Annotated in this window: 12 protein-coding genes; 5 read left to right on the top strand and 7 right to left on the bottom strand. The window is 75.4% G+C overall.

The genetic code is table 11. From position 1 onward, the window contains the following. Positions 1-205: hypothetical protein (locus QL983_RS06570; protein WP_290151936.1), on the bottom strand; the 205-nt coding region annotated here is incomplete at its 3' end. Between the two features lie 32 nt (positions 206-237). On the opposite strand from QL983_RS06570, the gene trmB reads away from it, so the two are divergent. Beyond that, positions 238-1,233 carry a tRNA (guanosine(46)-N7)-methyltransferase TrmB gene (gene trmB / locus QL983_RS06565; RefSeq protein WP_290151934.1) on the top strand — a complete coding sequence of 332 codons (996 nt, stop codon included), beginning with the start codon at positions 238-240 and terminating at the stop codon, positions 1,231-1,233. Positions 1,234-1,255: 22 nt separating this feature from the next. On the opposite strand, the gene QL983_RS06560 is transcribed toward trmB, so the two are convergent. The 5 genes from QL983_RS06560 to dnaK all read right to left on the bottom strand — a co-directional run bounded on the left by QL983_RS06560 (position 1,256) and on the right by dnaK (position 6,594). Beyond that, positions 1,256-2,323, bottom strand: a complete 1,068-nt coding sequence (locus QL983_RS06560; RefSeq protein WP_256598135.1) for an alpha/beta hydrolase — start codon at positions 2,321-2,323, stop codon at positions 1,256-1,258. Beyond that, positions 2,302-2,853 (bottom strand): MerR family transcriptional regulator, encoded by a 552-nt coding sequence (locus QL983_RS06555; protein ID WP_020626477.1) that lies wholly within the window; start codon positions 2,851-2,853, stop codon positions 2,302-2,304. The genes QL983_RS06560 and QL983_RS06555 overlap by 22 nt, the downstream gene beginning before the upstream one ends. Next, the gene (locus QL983_RS06550) at positions 2,850-3,842 is read right to left on the bottom strand and encodes a DnaJ C-terminal domain-containing protein (protein WP_036383665.1); all 993 of its coding nucleotides are present in this window, start codon (positions 3,840-3,842) and stop codon (positions 2,850-2,852) included. The genes QL983_RS06555 and QL983_RS06550 overlap by 4 nt, the downstream gene beginning before the upstream one ends. A gap of 68 nt (positions 3,843-3,910) precedes the next feature. After that, positions 3,911-4,573, bottom strand: a complete 663-nt coding sequence (locus QL983_RS06545) for a nucleotide exchange factor GrpE (protein ID WP_036383663.1) — start codon at positions 4,571-4,573, stop codon at positions 3,911-3,913. A gap of 161 nt (positions 4,574-4,734) precedes the next feature. Next, positions 4,735-6,594 (bottom strand): molecular chaperone DnaK, encoded by a 1,860-nt coding sequence (gene dnaK, locus QL983_RS06540; protein WP_144918897.1) that lies wholly within the window; start codon positions 6,592-6,594, stop codon positions 4,735-4,737. A gap of 324 nt (positions 6,595-6,918) precedes the next feature. Between dnaK and QL983_RS06535 the strand changes: the two genes are divergently transcribed. Then, positions 6,919-7,545 (top strand): DNA starvation/stationary phase protection protein, encoded by a 627-nt coding sequence (locus QL983_RS06535; protein ID WP_290151926.1) that lies wholly within the window; start codon positions 6,919-6,921, stop codon positions 7,543-7,545. Positions 7,546-7,622: 77 nt separating this feature from the next. Here QL983_RS06535 and QL983_RS06530 read toward each other — a convergent pair whose 3' ends face one another. Further along, positions 7,623-9,917, bottom strand: coding sequence for an MMPL family transporter (locus QL983_RS06530; protein ID WP_290151925.1), 2,295 nt, complete (start codon positions 9,915-9,917; stop codon positions 7,623-7,625). Between the two features lie 63 nt (positions 9,918-9,980). On the opposite strand from QL983_RS06530, the gene QL983_RS06525 reads away from it, so the two are divergent. The 3 genes from QL983_RS06525 to QL983_RS06515 all read left to right on the top strand — a co-directional run bounded on the left by QL983_RS06525 (position 9,981) and on the right by QL983_RS06515 (position 14,439). After that, positions 9,981-10,457 carry a MarR family transcriptional regulator gene (locus QL983_RS06525; protein ID WP_036317223.1) on the top strand — a complete coding sequence of 159 codons (477 nt, stop codon included), beginning with the start codon at positions 9,981-9,983 and terminating at the stop codon, positions 10,455-10,457. Continuing rightward, positions 10,454-10,966, top strand: a complete 513-nt coding sequence (locus QL983_RS06520) for a hypothetical protein (protein ID WP_119217822.1) — start codon at positions 10,454-10,456, stop codon at positions 10,964-10,966. Before QL983_RS06525 ends, QL983_RS06520 begins: the two co-directional genes overlap by 4 nt. A 161-nt stretch (positions 10,967-11,127) precedes the next feature. Further along, positions 11,128-14,439: an MMPL family transporter gene (locus QL983_RS06515; RefSeq protein ID WP_036317217.1), complete on the top strand. Its 3,312-nt coding sequence runs from the start codon at positions 11,128-11,130 to the stop codon at positions 14,437-14,439. Positions 14,440-14,518: the final 79 nt, after the last annotated feature.

Genomic DNA, 14,518 nt, shown 5'->3' with positions numbered 1-14,518 from the left:
CCGCGACGCCGACCCCGACGTCCCCGAGCCCGTCCGGTCCGTCCACGAGCGCGCCGGCCACGGACCCTGCGCCGGACCCGACCGAGTCCGCACCCGAGCCGACCGCCACCACGGCCTCCGCGTCCGCGTCGCCCACGTCGGGGGACCGCTCCAGCAGCACCCCCTGACCCCGGCGCCGGGCGCCGTCGTCGGCCGCGGTCTGCACCGTCGACGCGCGGCCGTGGCAGGATCGGGGCGATGACTGAGCACCTGCCCCGCCCCTGCCCGGACGCACCCGGCCCCGACGCCGTGCCGCCGCCCGCCGAGCGCGTCCACGCGCACGACCACAATCGGGACAAGGACCCCGCCCTCGTCCGACGGGAGCCGGTCTCCTTCGTCCGGCGCGGCGCGCGCCTGAACGCGGGGCGACAGGCGGTGTGGGACCGCCAGGCGGAGCGAATCCTCGTGGACGTGCCCCGCGGCCGCGGCGCCACCTCGGTGGACGCCCGGGCCCGACTGGACTGGGCGGGGGTGTTCGGGCGCGAGGCTCCCCTGCTGGTGGACATCGGCTCCGGGCTGGGCGAGTCCACGGCGCAGGCCGCCGCCGACCGGCCGGACTGGAACGTGCTCGCCGTCGAGGTCTACGTGCCCGGCCTGGCCGCGCTCATGACGCGCGTGGAGCAGCAGGGCCTGGAGAACGTCCGCGCCGTGGAGGCCAACGCGCCCGAGCTGCTGGACGCCCTGCTCACGCCCGGCTCAGTCTCCGAGGTGTGGGTGTTCTTCCCGGACCCGTGGCACAAGAAGCGGCACCACAAACGCCGTTTGGTCTCCCCCGCCTTCGCCGATCGCGTGGCGCGGGTGCTCGCCCCCGGCGGGGTGCTGCGGCTGGCGACGGACTGGTCGGGCTACGCCGTGCAGATGCGCGAGGTGCTCGAGGCGCACCCGGGGTTCGAGAACCTCTTCCCCGGGCGCGCCGCGGGCGAGGACTCCCCGCTCACGCGGGTGCGCCGCGAGGGCAGGGAGACCGAGGTGGGTGCCCAGCCGCTGCCCTCGGGCTGGGAGAGCGCGGCCGAGGAGGAGCGCCCGCTGCGGGCCGGCCTGGGCGAGGCACGGGCCGGCGCGGCGGCCGCGGACCCCGTGGACCACGACGGCGGCTGGGCGCCCCGGTTCGAGGGCCGACCGATCACGAGCTTCGAGGCGAAGTCCCAGCGGGCCGGGCGCCTCGTGTTCGACCTGGCGTACCGCCGGCGCTGAGCACGGGGCCCGACGGGGTCGCTCAGGCCGGGGCGACCGGCCCGGCCGGGTCGGCACCGTCCGGGACGGGCGGCAGCGGCAGGCCGGCGGTCACCCGGGCGGTCGCCGCGAGCGTCACGGACCCGACGTCCCGGTAGCCCCTCGGGGCGTCCTCGGGGGCCGTCGGCGACCAGCGGGCCGTCTGGTGGCCGCGGACGGCGGCCCCCGCCAGACCGGGCCGCGGGGCCACCGGCAGCGCGGCGGCGTCCGTCCAGTCTCGACGTCGGCCCACCGTGCGGCCGACCCGGGCGAGGAGGTCGCCCGGGGCCAGGGCACGGAACGTCCGTCCGGACCGCAGGCCGAGGTGCGCGGCCCGGGCCGCCAGGGCGGCGGGCAGGCCGACCGTGCCCGAGACCACGAGGGCCTCGACGGGACGCTCGGCCGGCCACGGGGCCTCCGCGTCGTCGGGCTGCAGGCCCCGGTCCGCGAGCAGGCGCAGGGCGTGCGCGGCCACGAGCGAGCCGTACGAGTGGGCCTCCACGGCCCCGTGCACGGCGGTCCCGCGGGCGCGCAGGGCCGGGGCGACATCGTCGTCCTCCCCCGGCCCGTGGCGCAGGAACTCCCACCAGGCCCGCACATCCGCGGCGAGCATCGCGCCGCCGCGCCGGCCGGGGCCGTCGAGCACCACCCGCCAGGGCGTGGGTGCGGGGTAGCCGAGCCACCCGATGACGACGGGGCGGGGTGCGCCGGCGGCGCGCTGGGCGGCGGCGAGGTGGGCGGCCTCCCGGGCCGTCCCCCACATGGCCGTCTGGGGGCGGATGCCCATGCCGGAGACGAGCCAGGTCAGGTGGGTGGCGGTCGCGGGGTCCCCCGCGGCGACCACCGCGCGCGGCCCGTCCGGGCCCTCGAGGACGTAGTCCAGCAGATGCCGGGCGGGCAGGTGCGGGTCCATGCCCTCCGGCTTGAGGGCGTGGACGATCCCGTCCAGGGCGCTCCGGGCCTGCCGGCCGAGGCCGTCGCGCCGGGCCATGTCGGCGCGCAGCCGCTCCTGCACGCGGGACCGCGCGGCCGCCCCGAACGACGCCCGGCTCAGTCCTGCTCGGACTGCCACGTGGGCACCCGTCGGAGGCCTGCGACGCCGGAGGGCAGCCTCCGCAGGCCGCTCGGGCAGGCCTCGCCCGCGGTGTCCGCCCCGGCCCGTGCCGCGGCGTGACGGCGGACGGCCATCCGGTCGGCGTAGCGGGCCGAGACGTCACCGCCGGAGCCCACGGTGAAGACGCGGGCCAGGCGGGAGGCGTGGTGGAGGCGGTCCACCTGGGCAGCCAGCTCGACCACGGTGTCCTGCAGCTGCTCGACCTCGCGCTGCAGCGCGATCACGCGGCGGATGCCCTCCAGCGAGATACCTTCGCGGCTCAGGGTCTGCACGGTCTGCAGCCGCTCGACGTCGGCGAGGGAGTAGCGGCGGTGCCGTCCGTCCTGGCGGGCGGGGACCACGAGGCCGAGCCGGTCGTACTGGCGCAGGGTCTGCGGATGCATGTCCGCCATCTCGGCGGCCACGGAGATCACGAAGACCGGGGCGTGCCGGTCGGGACCCCCCTCGCGGCCCCGGTCCGCACGGGCGGCGCCGTCGCGGGCGCTCACCAGGCTGCCCTCCGGGCCAGCTCCCGCCGCGGATCGTCGCCGGCCGTGGCGGACTGCAGGGCCTCGACGGCGGCGCGGGCGTCGTCGTTGAGCGTGGTGGGCACGGTGACGCGCAGCTCCACGAGCAGGTCACCCGTCGTCTTCCCGCGCTCGACACCGCGGCCCTTCAGGCGCAGCACGCGGCCACACTGGGAGCCCGCCGGCACCTTCACCTTCACGGGGCGCTCCAGCGTCGGCACCTCGATCGTGGCGCCGAGGGCGGCCTCGGGGAAGGTGATCGGCACGGTGATCCGCAGGTCGTCCCCGTCCCGGCGGAAGAACTCGTGCTCGCGCACGTGCACGGTGACCAGCAGGTCGCCGCGGCCGGCCGGGCCGGGCGAGCCCTTGCCGCGGGCACGGACCTTCTGGCCGTCGCGGATGCCCTTCGGGATCTTCACCTCGATCGTCTCGCCGTCCGGGCCGCGCAGGGACACCGTGGTGCCCTGGATCGAGCCGCGGAAGGAGATCGTGGTGGTGGCGGTGCGGTCCGCGCCCTTCGTGGGGCGCGGCCGCGCGTAGCCGGCGTCACCGAAGCCGCCGGGGCCGAAGCCGCCGGTCTGGCCGGCGGCGCCGCCGAACATCCCGCTGAACAGGTCCGACAGGTCGGGCCCGGACTGCGTGGTGCGGGGGCCGCCCCCGCCGCCGAACATGCCGCCGAAGACGTCCTCGAAGCCGCCGCCGCCGGCACCGCCCGGGGCGGAGAACCGGGCGCCGCCGCCCATCGCGCGGATCGCGTCGTACTCCTGGCGCTCCTGGGGGTCGCTCAGGACGGCGTACGCCTCCGAGATCTCCTTGAACTTCTTCTCGGCCGCCTCGTCCCCGGGGTTCTGGTCCGGGTGGTGGGTGCGGGCGAGCTTGCGGTAGGCCTTCTTCACATCCGCATCGGAGGCGTCCTTGGACACCCCCAGGGTCGCGTAGAAGTCCTTGTCCATCCAATCCTGCGAGGCCATGGTGCCTCCTCTCGTGTGCATCGGTCAGGGGGTCGGCCGGCGGCGGGGTGGGCCGCCGGCCGACGGGGTCACTCGTCTCCGGCGGAGACCATCACCTGGGCGGCGCGCAGCACGCGGCCGTCCCGGACGTAGCCGTTGCGGAAGACCTGGACCACGTGGTCCGCGGGCACCTCCGCGTGCGGCTGGCGCATCACGGCCTCGTGCAGGGCCGGGTCGAACTCGACGCCGGCCAGCGCCGCCTGGTCGTGGCGCTCGAGGCCGAGGCCGGCCAGGACGGTGTCGAGCTTGGTCGCGATGGCGGCGAACGGGCCGTCCGTCAGGTCGCCGGCGGCGCGGGCGGCGTCGATGTCGTCGAGCACCGGCAGCAGCGCGGTGACGGCCTTGAGCACGCCGGCGTCCCTGGCCAGGTCGCGGTCGCGGTCCACGCGACGCTTGTAGTTCACGAACTCGGCCTGCAGACGTCGCAGGTCGGTCTCGAGCTCGGCCTCGCGGTCCGAGGCCGCGGGCTGCGGCGCCTCGGTCCCGGCCTCCGCGCCGGCCTCGTCGAGGATGCGCTCGGCCTGGGCGAGGGCGTCGCCGTCCTCGGCCTGCTCGGCCGCGCTCTCAGCGGAGACACGGGGCTCACCGGTCTCGGGGTCGATGCGGCGACGGTCGTTGAACACGATGGGCTCCTCCTCGGAGCCGCGCTCGGCGTCGGAGGAGCCGTGCGGACGCTGCTGGTCGGCGCTCATGGTGTGTCCTTTCGAAGCGGGTGGGCGCGGCGGGTCCGCCGCGCGGGGGTGGTGCGGGAAGGCCGGCGGGCTGGCCCGGCAGGGGCGCTGCCGGGCCGGCCCGCCGGCGTCGTGGGCCTCCGGGCGGGGCGGGCGTGGACGCCCGCCCCGGCCCCGGGGTGTCAGGCCTTCTTCTCGTCGTCCTCGTCGACCACCTCGGCGTCGACGATGTCCTCATCGTCGCCCTGCGGGGCGGCGGACTCGGCGCCGGCGTCGGCCGACTCCGCGCCCTGCTGGGCGTAGAGGGCCTCGCCGATCTTGACCTGGGAGGCCTGGAGCTTCTCGAACGCGGCGGCGACCTCGTCGTCGTTGTCCTGCTTCTCCAGGGCGGCCTTCAGGGCGTCGACGTCGGCCTGCACCTCGGTCTTGACGTCCTCGGGCAGCTTGTCGCCGTTGTCCTGCAGGAGCCTCTCAACGGAGTAGGCGGACTGCTCCGCCTGGTTGCGGCGCTCGGCGGCCTCGCGGCGCTTCTTGTCCTCGTCCGCGTGGGCCTCGGCGTCCTTGACCATGCGGTCGATGTCCTCCTTGGACAGCGAGGAGCCGCCCGTGATGGTCATCGACTGCTCGGTGCCGGTGCCCTTGTCCTTCGCGGAGACGTGCACGATGCCGTTCGCGTCGATGTCGAACGTGACCTCGATCTGGGGCATGCCGCGCGGGGCCGGGGCGATGCCGGTCAGCTCGAAGGTCCCCAGCGCCTTGTTGTCCCGGGTGAACTCGCGCTCGCCCTGGAAGACCTGGATGGACACGGAGGGCTGGTTGTCCTCGGCCGTGGTGAACGTCTCGGAGCGCTTGGTCGGGATGGCCGTGTTGCGCTCGATGAGCTTGGCCATCACGCCGCCCTTGGTCTCGATGCCCAGCGACAGCGGGGTCACGTCGATCAGGAGCACGTCCTTGCGCTCACCGGCGAGCACGCCCGCCTGCACCGCCGCGCCGATGGCGACGACCTCGTCCGGGTTCACGCCCTTGTTGGGCTCCTTGCCGCCGGTCAGCTCCTTCACCAGGTCGGAGACGGCGGGCATGCGGGTGGAGCCGCCGACGAGGATCACGTGGTCGATGTCGGAGACCTTGACGCCGGCCTCCTTGATGACGTCCTCGAACGGCTTGCGGGTGCGCTCGAGCAGGTCCTTGGTGAGGTCCTGGAACTTGGCGCGGGACAGGTGCTCGTCCAGATGCACCGGGCCCTCGGGGGTCACGGACAGGTACTGCAGCGAGATGCTGGTGGAGGTGGCCGAGGAGAGCTCCTTCTTGGCCTGCTCCGCGGCCTCCTTCAGACGCTGCAGGGCGATCTTGTCCTTGGACAGGTCCGCGCCCTTGGACTTGGCCTGCTGGAGCAGCCAGTCCACGATCCGCTGATCCCAGTCGTCGCCGCCGAGGCGGTTGTCGCCGGCGGTGGCGCGCACCTGGATGGTGGCGAAGTCGTCCTCGTCCTTGGCGACCTCGAGCAGGGACACGTCGAAGGTGCCGCCGCCCAGGTCGAAGACCAGGATGAGCTCGTCCTCCTTGCCCTTCTCCAGGCCGTAGGCCAGCGCGGCCGCGGTGGGCTCGTTGATGATACGGGTGACGTTCAGGCCCGCGATCTCGCCGGCCTCCTTGGTGGCCTGGCGCTCGGCGTCGTTGAAGTAGGCGGGCACGGTGATCACCGCGTCGGTGACCTTCTCACCCAGGTACTCCTCGGCGTCGTGCTTGAGCTTCATCAGCGTGCGGGCCGAGATCTCCTGCGGGGTGTACTTCTTGCCGTCCACCTCGGTGGTCCAGTCGGTGCCCATGTGGCGCTTGACGGACGCGAAGGTGCGCTCGGGGTTGTTGACGGCCTGGCGCTTGGCGACCTCGCCGACCAGGACGTCCCCGCCCTTGGAGAACGCGACGACGGACGGGGTGGTGCGGGCGCCCTCGGCGTTCGCGATGACGACCGGGTCGCCACCCTCGAGGGCGGCGACGACGGAGTTGGTGGTGCCGAGGTCGATGCCGACTGCACGGGACATGATGGGGTCCTTCCTGTCTGACGGTGAAGCGGGGGCCGGACCCGCGGGCCGGGGCACCGGCGCCGCAGGGACTTGAGCCTTCATGACTCAGGTTGCCACCGGGGCGGTGGACTGTCAAGTGAACCTGAGTCGACTTCACTCACTTCTGCTTCTGCGAGGGTCAACGCGGGCCGTCCGCGATCCATTCCCGGGGCCCGGGTCCATCCCTGATCCGTCCCGGTGCAGGCGCCGGGCCCTGGAAGCGCGCGGGTCTCGCGCGGTTGAATGGCGGAACACGGGGCGTCGCCGACGGCGCGCCCGTCCCGACGGAGAAGGAGCACCACCATGGCCGAGCAGAACGCCGCCGAGTACACCGTCCCGGGCCTGTCCCTGAGCACGGGCCGCCGCACCGCCGAGATCCTCCAGGGCCGCCTGCACGCCCTCAACGACCTGCAGCTCACCCTGAAGCACGCCCACTGGAACGTCGTGGGTCCGGGCTTCATCGGCGTGCACGAGATGCTCGACCCACAGATCGAGCTGGTCCGCGCGATGGTGGACGTCATCGCCGAGCGCATCGCCACCCTCGGCGTCTCCCCCGCCGGCACCCCGGGCGCCCTCGTGGCCGCCCGCACGTGGGACGACTACACGCTGGGCCGCGCGACGACCCTGGAGCACCTGGCCGCGCTGGACCTCGTCTACGACGGCGTCGTGACGGATCACCGCGCCGCGATCGACGCCACCGAGGACCTCGACCCGGTCACCCAGGACATCCTCATCGACCAGGTGGCCCAGCTCGAGCTGTTCCAGTGGTTCATGCGCTCCTTCCTGACCACGGACGACGGCCGCCTGAGCAGCGCGGGTGCGGCCACGGAGGCCGCCGCCGCGGGCCGGGTGAAGGACGAGCAGGCCGCGCCCGCCCCGAAGGGCGCGCGCACGAAGAAGTCGGACGCCAAGAAGGCCAAGAAGAAGTGACCGCGCGCCCCTGAGGCGCCCGCGTGCACGGAGGGCCCGACCGCACCGCCGGTCGGGCCCTCCGTCGCCGTCCGGGCTCAGGCGGCCCGCGCCGGCCACCAGACGCGCGGGCCGATGTCCCGGACGAGCGCGGGGATCAGCAGCGTGCGCACCACCAGTGTGTCCAGCAGCACGCCGAACGCGACGATGAATGCCAACTGCACCATGAACATCAGCGGGATCACCGCGAGCGCGGCGAAGGTGGCCGCCAGCACGACGCCGGCCGAGGTGATGACCCCGCCCGTGACGGTGAGGGCGCGCAGCACGCCCGCCCGCGTGCCGTGCCGCGGGGTCTCCTCCCGCGCCCGGGTCATCAGGAAGATCGTGTAGTCGATCCCGAGCGCCACGAGGAAGACGAAGCCGTACAGCGGCACGGTGGGGTCGGCGTCCTCGAAGCCGAACACGTGCCGGAACACGAGGGCCGAGACGCCCAGGGCCGCACCGAAGCTGACCACGGTGGCCGCCACGAGCAGCACGGGTGCCAGGAGCGAGCGCAGCAGCACCGCGAGGATGACCAGCAGCATCGCGAGGATCAGCGGGATGACGACCCGCAGGTCGCGCTGCGTGGTGACGTTCGTGTCCAGCGCCTGGGCCGCCGGGCCGCCCACGAGGATCTCGCCCGAGGTGGGCAGGTCCGCGAGCCGGTCGCGCAGGCGGGCCACGGTCTGCTGCGCGGCGAGGGACTCGCCCGGGTCCGCCAGGGTGGCAGAGACCAGCACGCGGCCGTCCACCACGCGGGGCTGCGGCTCCGGCGCGGACGCGGCGCCCGTCCCGCCCTCCGCGTCGGTCACGCCCGGGGGTGGGCCCGCGGCGGCCTCGGGGGCGTCCGTGGTGACCGCGGCCTCGGCCACGCCGGGGTCCTCCGTGACGGCGGCGAGCACCGCCTCCGCGTCCCCGGCCGGGGCGAGGATCTGGGCGGGGGCGCCCGCGCCGGCGTCGAAGTGCTCGCTCAGCAGGGCCTGGGCCTGCCGGGCGTCGGAGTCGCCGAGCAGCACGTCCTCCTGGGCGACGCCGTCCGCGCGCAGCTGCAGCAGACCGCCGCAGAGGGCGAGGAGCACGACCGTCGTGGCGACCCAGACGAGACGGGGCCGGCGCGCGACGACGGCGCCCACCCGCGTCCACACCCCGTGGTCCTCCTCGAGGCCGGCGACGGGTCGGCCCGCGCCGTCGAGCGGCGGGGTGAAGGCCCGGCCCCGGGCGGCTCTGCGCTGCGCGCGACGGCGAGCGCGCTCGGGGGACGGGATCGTGGGCCAGAAGGCGGCACGCCCGGTCAGCCGCAGCAGCGCCGGCAGCAGGGTCAGGGCGGCGAGCCACGCGAACGCCACACCCGTGGCGGCCACGGGGCCGAGGGAGCGCGTCGAGTTGAGGTCCGAGGCCATCAGGATCAGCAGGGCGAGGGCCACGGTCGAGGCGGACGCGGTGATCGCGCCGAAGGACCCGCGCACGGCGGCCCGCAGCGCCTCCCCGACGTCCGCCCGGACCAGCAGCTCCTCGCGGTGCCGGGCCACGAGCAGGAGGCAGTAGTCGGTGGCCGCGCCGATCACGAGGATCGAGAGGATGCCCTGGGCCTGGCCGTTGAGCTGGATCCAGCCCGCCAGTGCCATCCCGTAGACGGCCACGATCGCGCCGCAGAGCGCGGCCACGGCCGTCAGGAGCACGAGGACCGGCAGCAGGACGGAGCGGTAGACCGCCACGAGGATCACGAACACCACCGCGAGCGCCACGAGCAGCAGCAGCCCGTCGATGCCCGCGAACGCGCCGCCCAGCTCCGCGACCAGGCCCGCCGGACCGCCCACGTGCCACTCGGTGTCCGCGGCCACGGTGCCGGCGAGGGCGGGGTCGGCGGCCGCCGGGTCCGCCACGACCTCCCGCAGGTCGGCCACCACGTCGGCCACGGGCCGCTCGGCCCCGGCCGAGGAGTCGACGAAGGCCAGGAACTGCACCGCCGCGCCGTCGTCGGAGGGGATCGGGCCGGCGACGTCGGTCACGCCCGGCACCTCGCCCAACCGGCCCGCGAGGTCCGCGAGCGCGGGGAAGGCGGCCGCGGGGTCCGCGGTGCTCGCCGGGCCCACGACGACGGCGGGCACGGCCTCGCCGTCCTGGAACGCCGCCGCCTCCTGTCCCGCGCGGGTGGACTCGGCCGACGCCGGCAGGAAGGTGGCCTGGTCGTTCGAGGAGACGTCGCCGATCCTGCCGAACACGGGGCCGCCCAGGCCGAGCACGGCGAACCAGACCACGGCCAGCGCCGCGGCCAGGCCCAGCCGCAGCCCCCGAGGGGGACGCCCCGTGGCGGCGGGGGTGCGGAAGGCGGAGAGGTCGGGCGGGGTGGGCATGCCCCGAGCGTAGGGGATGGTTCGATGATCAAACAACCATGGGGGCTGGCTAGACTCCCGGCCATGACCACGCAGCCCCCCTCCGCCCCCGCGGAGCACCTCGCCGTGGTCCACGCCCTGCGCGTCTTCAGCGAGAGCGCGGAGCACGCCGTCGACGAGGCCGGCCGCGGCGTCGGCCTGCACCGCACGGACCTCAGAGCCCTCGCGTACCTGATGGCCCGCGCGGCGGCCGGTGAGCCCGTCACGGCCTCGGACCTCGGCGCCCACCTGCACCTCACCCGGGCCTCGGCCACCGCCCTCGTGGACCGCCTGGCCGCCGCGGGCCACGTCCGCCGCCACCGGGACGAGGGCGACCGGCGGCGCGTGCTGGTGGAGCACACGGACACGGCCCGCCGCGACGGACAGCGCGCGTTCGAACCGATGTCCCAGCGGCTGAGCGCCGCCCTCGAGGGGTTCTCCGCCGCGGAGCTGCGGGCCGCGGTGCGGGTGCTCGAGGCGGCCACCGCCGCACTGACGGACCCCGCCCCGGAGGACCCGTGACCCGACCGGCGCTCATCGGCCTGGACGGCCGCTCGGGGTCGGGCAAGACCGTCCTCGCCGCCGCGCTCGCGGCCCGGATCGCACCGTTCGCGCGCGTCGAGGTGATCGAGATCGAGTCCATGTACCGGGGCTGGGACGGGCTGGCCACGGCGGTGGACGACGACGGCCCCTACCCGGCCGTCGTGCGCGCGCTGCGGGAGCGGGGCACGGCGACCTGGACCACGTGGGACTGGCACCGCGCCGCCCCCGGTCCGCCGCGGCGGACCGCGCCGGCCGACGTCGTGGTGTGCGAGGGCGTGGGCGCGCTCAGCACCGCCGCCCGACCGCTGCTCGACCTGGCGGTGTGGCTCGAGCTCGAGACCCCCGCGCGGCGCACGCGGGCGCTGGCCCGGGACGGCGAGACCTTCGCCCCACACTGGGACCGCTGGGCCGCACAGGAAGAGGACTACCTGGCCCGGCATGCCCCGCGCGCCGCGGCGGACCTGGTCCTGCACCCGCCCTCCGCCTGACGGCGGCGGTGCCCGGGGCCGGGGGCGTCGGGGTCTGCGTGCGGGCCGGTTGGGCGCCCGCGCTGGGACCGGAGCGGTTCGCTCCGCTTAGGTGTAGCATCGGAGGCGGCGCGCCGCGTCCGGCCGCGTCCCACCCCAACGCACGGAGACCTCCCCTTCCCATGGCGACACTGCTCTACCGTCTCGGCCTCGGCGCCGCCCGCCGCCCCCTCCTCGTGATCCTCGCCTGGGTGCTCGCCCTGGCCCTCGCCGTCGGCGGGTTCCTCGCCTTCGGCGGCACGCTCTCCTCCACCGTCACCATCCCCGGCACGCCCACCGCCCAGGTCACGGACCGCCTCAAGGAGGAGTTCCCCGAGGCCTCCCGCGGCAGGGGCCAGGTCGTGTTCACCACCGAGGACGGCTCCCCCCTGACCGACGCCCAGCGCGAGCAGATCACCGCCCTGTTGGACGACGTCGCCGAGCAGCCGGCCGTGGAGGGCGTCGTGAACCCGTTCGAGGCCCAGGCCCAGCAGGACGACGCCCGCACCCGGCTCGACGAGGGCCGCACCGAGCTGGCCGACGGCGAGCAGCGCCTCGCGGACGGACGCCAGGAGATCGAGGACGGCCGGGCCGAGCTCGAGCGTCGCACGGCCGAGGCCGACGCGGCCGAGCAGCGCCTGGCCGAGGCCGCCGCCCAGCTGGAGGAGGGGCAGGCGAAGCTCGACGCCGCGCGCGCCGACCTCGAGGAGCGTGGCCTGGACGCCCTGCCGGCCGAGGCCCTGGCCCCGCTCCGGGAGGCCGAGCAGCAGGTGGCCGAAGGCCAGGAGCAGCTCGACGCCGGCCGCGCCGAGCTCGAGGAGCAGGCGGAGCGCCTCGAGGCCGGGCAGGCCAAGCTCGACGCACAGCGTCAGGAGCTCGAGGCCGCGCAGGCCGAGCTCGACGCCCGGTGGGCCGAGCTCGAGGCCGGGCAGGCCGAGCTCGACGCCCGGGCCGAGCAGCTGGCCGCGGGCCGCGCCGAGCTCGAGCAGGCCCGGGACGCCGCACTGGCCGAGGCCGAGGCCGCCGGCATCCCGGCGGAGCAGGTCACCGAGCAGTTCGCCGACCAGGAGGCGCAGCTCGCCGCCGCCGAGGCACAGCTGGCGGCCGGTCAGGACCAGGCCGACGCCGCCCGCGCCCAGCTGGAGGCCGCCCAGGCCGAGGCCGACGCGGGCGCCGAACAGCTCGCGGCCGCCCAGGCCGAGGCCGACGACGGCGCCGCCCGACTCGCCGCCGGCCGGCAGCAGCTGCAGGAGTCCGAGGCCGAGCTCGAGGCCGGCCGCGAGCAGGTGGCCGCGGGACGGCAGCAGGCCCTGGACGCGGCCGAGGCCGAGCTCGACGCGCAGCAGCAGAAGATCGACGAGGGCCGGGCCGAGTACGAGCGCGGCGTCGCCGAGCTCGAGGACGGCCGGGCCCAGCTGGCCGCCGGCGCGGAGCGCCTGGACCAGGCCGAGGCGGACCTCGCCGACGGCCGCGCCGAGCTGGAGGACGGCCGCGTCGAGGCCGAGCGCGGCGAGCGCACCCTGGCCCTCGCGGAGGACTTCCGCACCGTGTCCGAGGACGGCAGCACCGCCGTCGGGATCGTCACCTTCACCACGCCGACCCTGGACGTGACCGCCGAGGACAAGGAGGCGGTCACCGGCGCCCTCACCGGCGCGGACATCGACGGCGTCGCCGTGCATCCCTCCCAGGAGCTCAACGCCACCGTGTCCTCCCTGCTGGGCCCGGGCGAGGTCGTGGGCCTCGTGGTCGCCGCGATCGTGCTGGTGGTCATGCTCGGCACCCTCGTGGGCGCGGGCCTGCCGCTGGTCAATGCGCTGGTGGGCGTGGGCGTGGGCGCCGCCGGGGCGCTCGCGTTCTCCTCCGCCGTGGAGATGATCTCCGTGACCCCGGTGCTCGGGGTGATGCTGGGCCTGGCCGTGGGCATCGACTACGCGCTGTTCATCGTCAACCGACACCGCCATGAGCTGCGTCGCGGCACGAGCCTGCACGAGTCGATCGCCCTGGCCACCGGCACCTCCGGCAACGCCGTGGTGTTTGCCGGCATCACCGTGATCGTCGCCCTCGTGGGCCTGAACGTCACCGGCATCCCGTTCCTGGGCCTGATGGGCACCGTGGGCGCGGTCTGCGTGGCCGTGGCCGTGCTGGTGGCCGTCACCCTGACCCCGGCCCTGCTCTCCCTGGCCGGGATGCGGATCCTCTCGAAGAAGGAGCGGGCCCGCCTCGCCGACGAGGGTCCCGCCTCCGTCGCCGAGGGCTCCGCCGCCGTGCGCCGCGCCGGGCGCCGCTCGACCATGTCCACCCCGGCCGCGATCGCCTCGGCCCTGGCGGCCGTCGCCCTGCTGGTGCTCGTGGCCCTGCCGGTCGGCTCGATGCGCCTGGGCCTGCCGGACGGCGGGTCCGAGCCGGAGGGCTCCGACTCGCAGGTTGCGTACGAGCTCACCGCCGAGAAGTTCGGCGAGGGCTACAACGGCCCGCTCGTGGTGACCGTGGACCTGCCCGCCGGCCTGGACGAGGACGCGGCCGAGGACGCCCGCCTGGCGGTGGGCGAGCAGCTCGCCGGCCTCGAGCACGCGCACGCCGTGGTGCCCGCGGGCTTCAACGAGGACCGCACCGTCACCATGTTCCAGGTGCTGCCCGAGGAGGGCCCGAACGCCGTCTCCACCGAGGAGCTGGTGCGCGAGCTGCGCGCCACCGAGCCGGCCGGCGAGGCCTCCAACCTCGGCGTGGCCGGCATGACCAGCGGGTTCATCGACGTCTCGGAGAAGCTCTCCGACGCCCTGCCCCTCTACCTGGGCGTGGTGGTGGGCCTGTCCCTGCTGATCATGGTGCTGGTGTTCCGCTCGATCCTGGTGCCGCTGATCGCCACCGGCGGGTTCGTGCTCTCCATGTTCGCCGCCATGGGCGGCGTGGTGGCCATCTACCAGTGGGGCTGGCTCGGCTCGGTGTTCGGGGTCCACAACCCCGGCCCCGTGCTCAGCTTCCTGCCGACCATCATGATCGGCGTGCTGTTCGGCCTGGCCATGGACTACCAGCTGTTCATCGCCTCCGGCATGCGCGAGGCCTACGCCCACGGCCTGCCCGCCCGCCAGGCCGTGCTGACCGGCCTGCGCTCGGGCCGGGCCGTCGTGATCGCCGCGGCGATCATCATGATCTCCGTGTTCGGCGGGTTCATCTTCGCCCACGACGCGATGATCCGCCCGATGGGCTTCGGCCTGGCCTTCGGCGTGCTGCTGGACGCGTTCGTGGTGCGCCTGCTCCTGATGCCGGCGCTGATGCACCTGCTCGGCGAGAAGGCGTGGTGGCTGCCGCGCTGGCTCGACCGGATCATGCCGGACGTGGACGTGGAGGGCGCCCAGCTCGAGCGCGGCCACGCCCCCGCCGCCGAGGCCGCGTCCGCCCCGGCTCCCGAGGCCGGCCGCACCCCGGCCGTCGACGGCGGCGCGCACCGCGCCTGAGCGCGCCCGACCGCGCGGGACACCGCCGCCCCCGGCCACTGCGGCCGGGGGCGGCGGACTATCCTGGGCGCATGTCCCC

It is taken from the genome of Micrococcus sp. APC 4021 (genome assembly GCF_030407635.1).
In the GTDB taxonomy this organism is placed as follows: Bacteria; Actinomycetota; Actinomycetes; order Actinomycetales; family Micrococcaceae; genus Micrococcus; species Micrococcus luteus.
This window is presented reverse-complemented; position numbering and strand designations above follow the sequence as displayed.

Coding starts and splice junctions, on each gene's coding strand:
- QL983_RS06525 (WP_036317223.1), top strand. CDS start 9,981: ATGACCACGCAGCCCCCCTCCGCCCCCGCGGAGCACCTCGCCGTGGTC.
- QL983_RS06515 (WP_036317217.1), top strand. CDS start 11,128: ATGGCGACACTGCTCTACCGTCTCGGCCTCGGCGCCGCCCGCCGCCCC.
- trmB (WP_290151934.1), top strand. CDS start 238: ATGACTGAGCACCTGCCCCGCCCCTGCCCGGACGCACCCGGCCCCGAC.
- QL983_RS06545 (WP_036383663.1), bottom strand. CDS start 4,573: ATGAGCGCCGACCAGCAGCGTCCGCACGGCTCCTCCGACGCCGAGCGC.
- dnaK (WP_144918897.1), bottom strand. CDS start 6,594: ATGTCCCGTGCAGTCGGCATCGACCTCGGCACCACCAACTCCGTCGTC.
- QL983_RS06530 (WP_290151925.1), bottom strand. CDS start 9,917: ATGCCCACCCCGCCCGACCTCTCCGCCTTCCGCACCCCCGCCGCCACG.
- QL983_RS06550 (WP_036383665.1), bottom strand. CDS start 3,842: ATGGCCTCGCAGGATTGGATGGACAAGGACTTCTACGCGACCCTGGGG.
- QL983_RS06535 (WP_290151926.1), top strand. CDS start 6,919: ATGGCCGAGCAGAACGCCGCCGAGTACACCGTCCCGGGCCTGTCCCTG.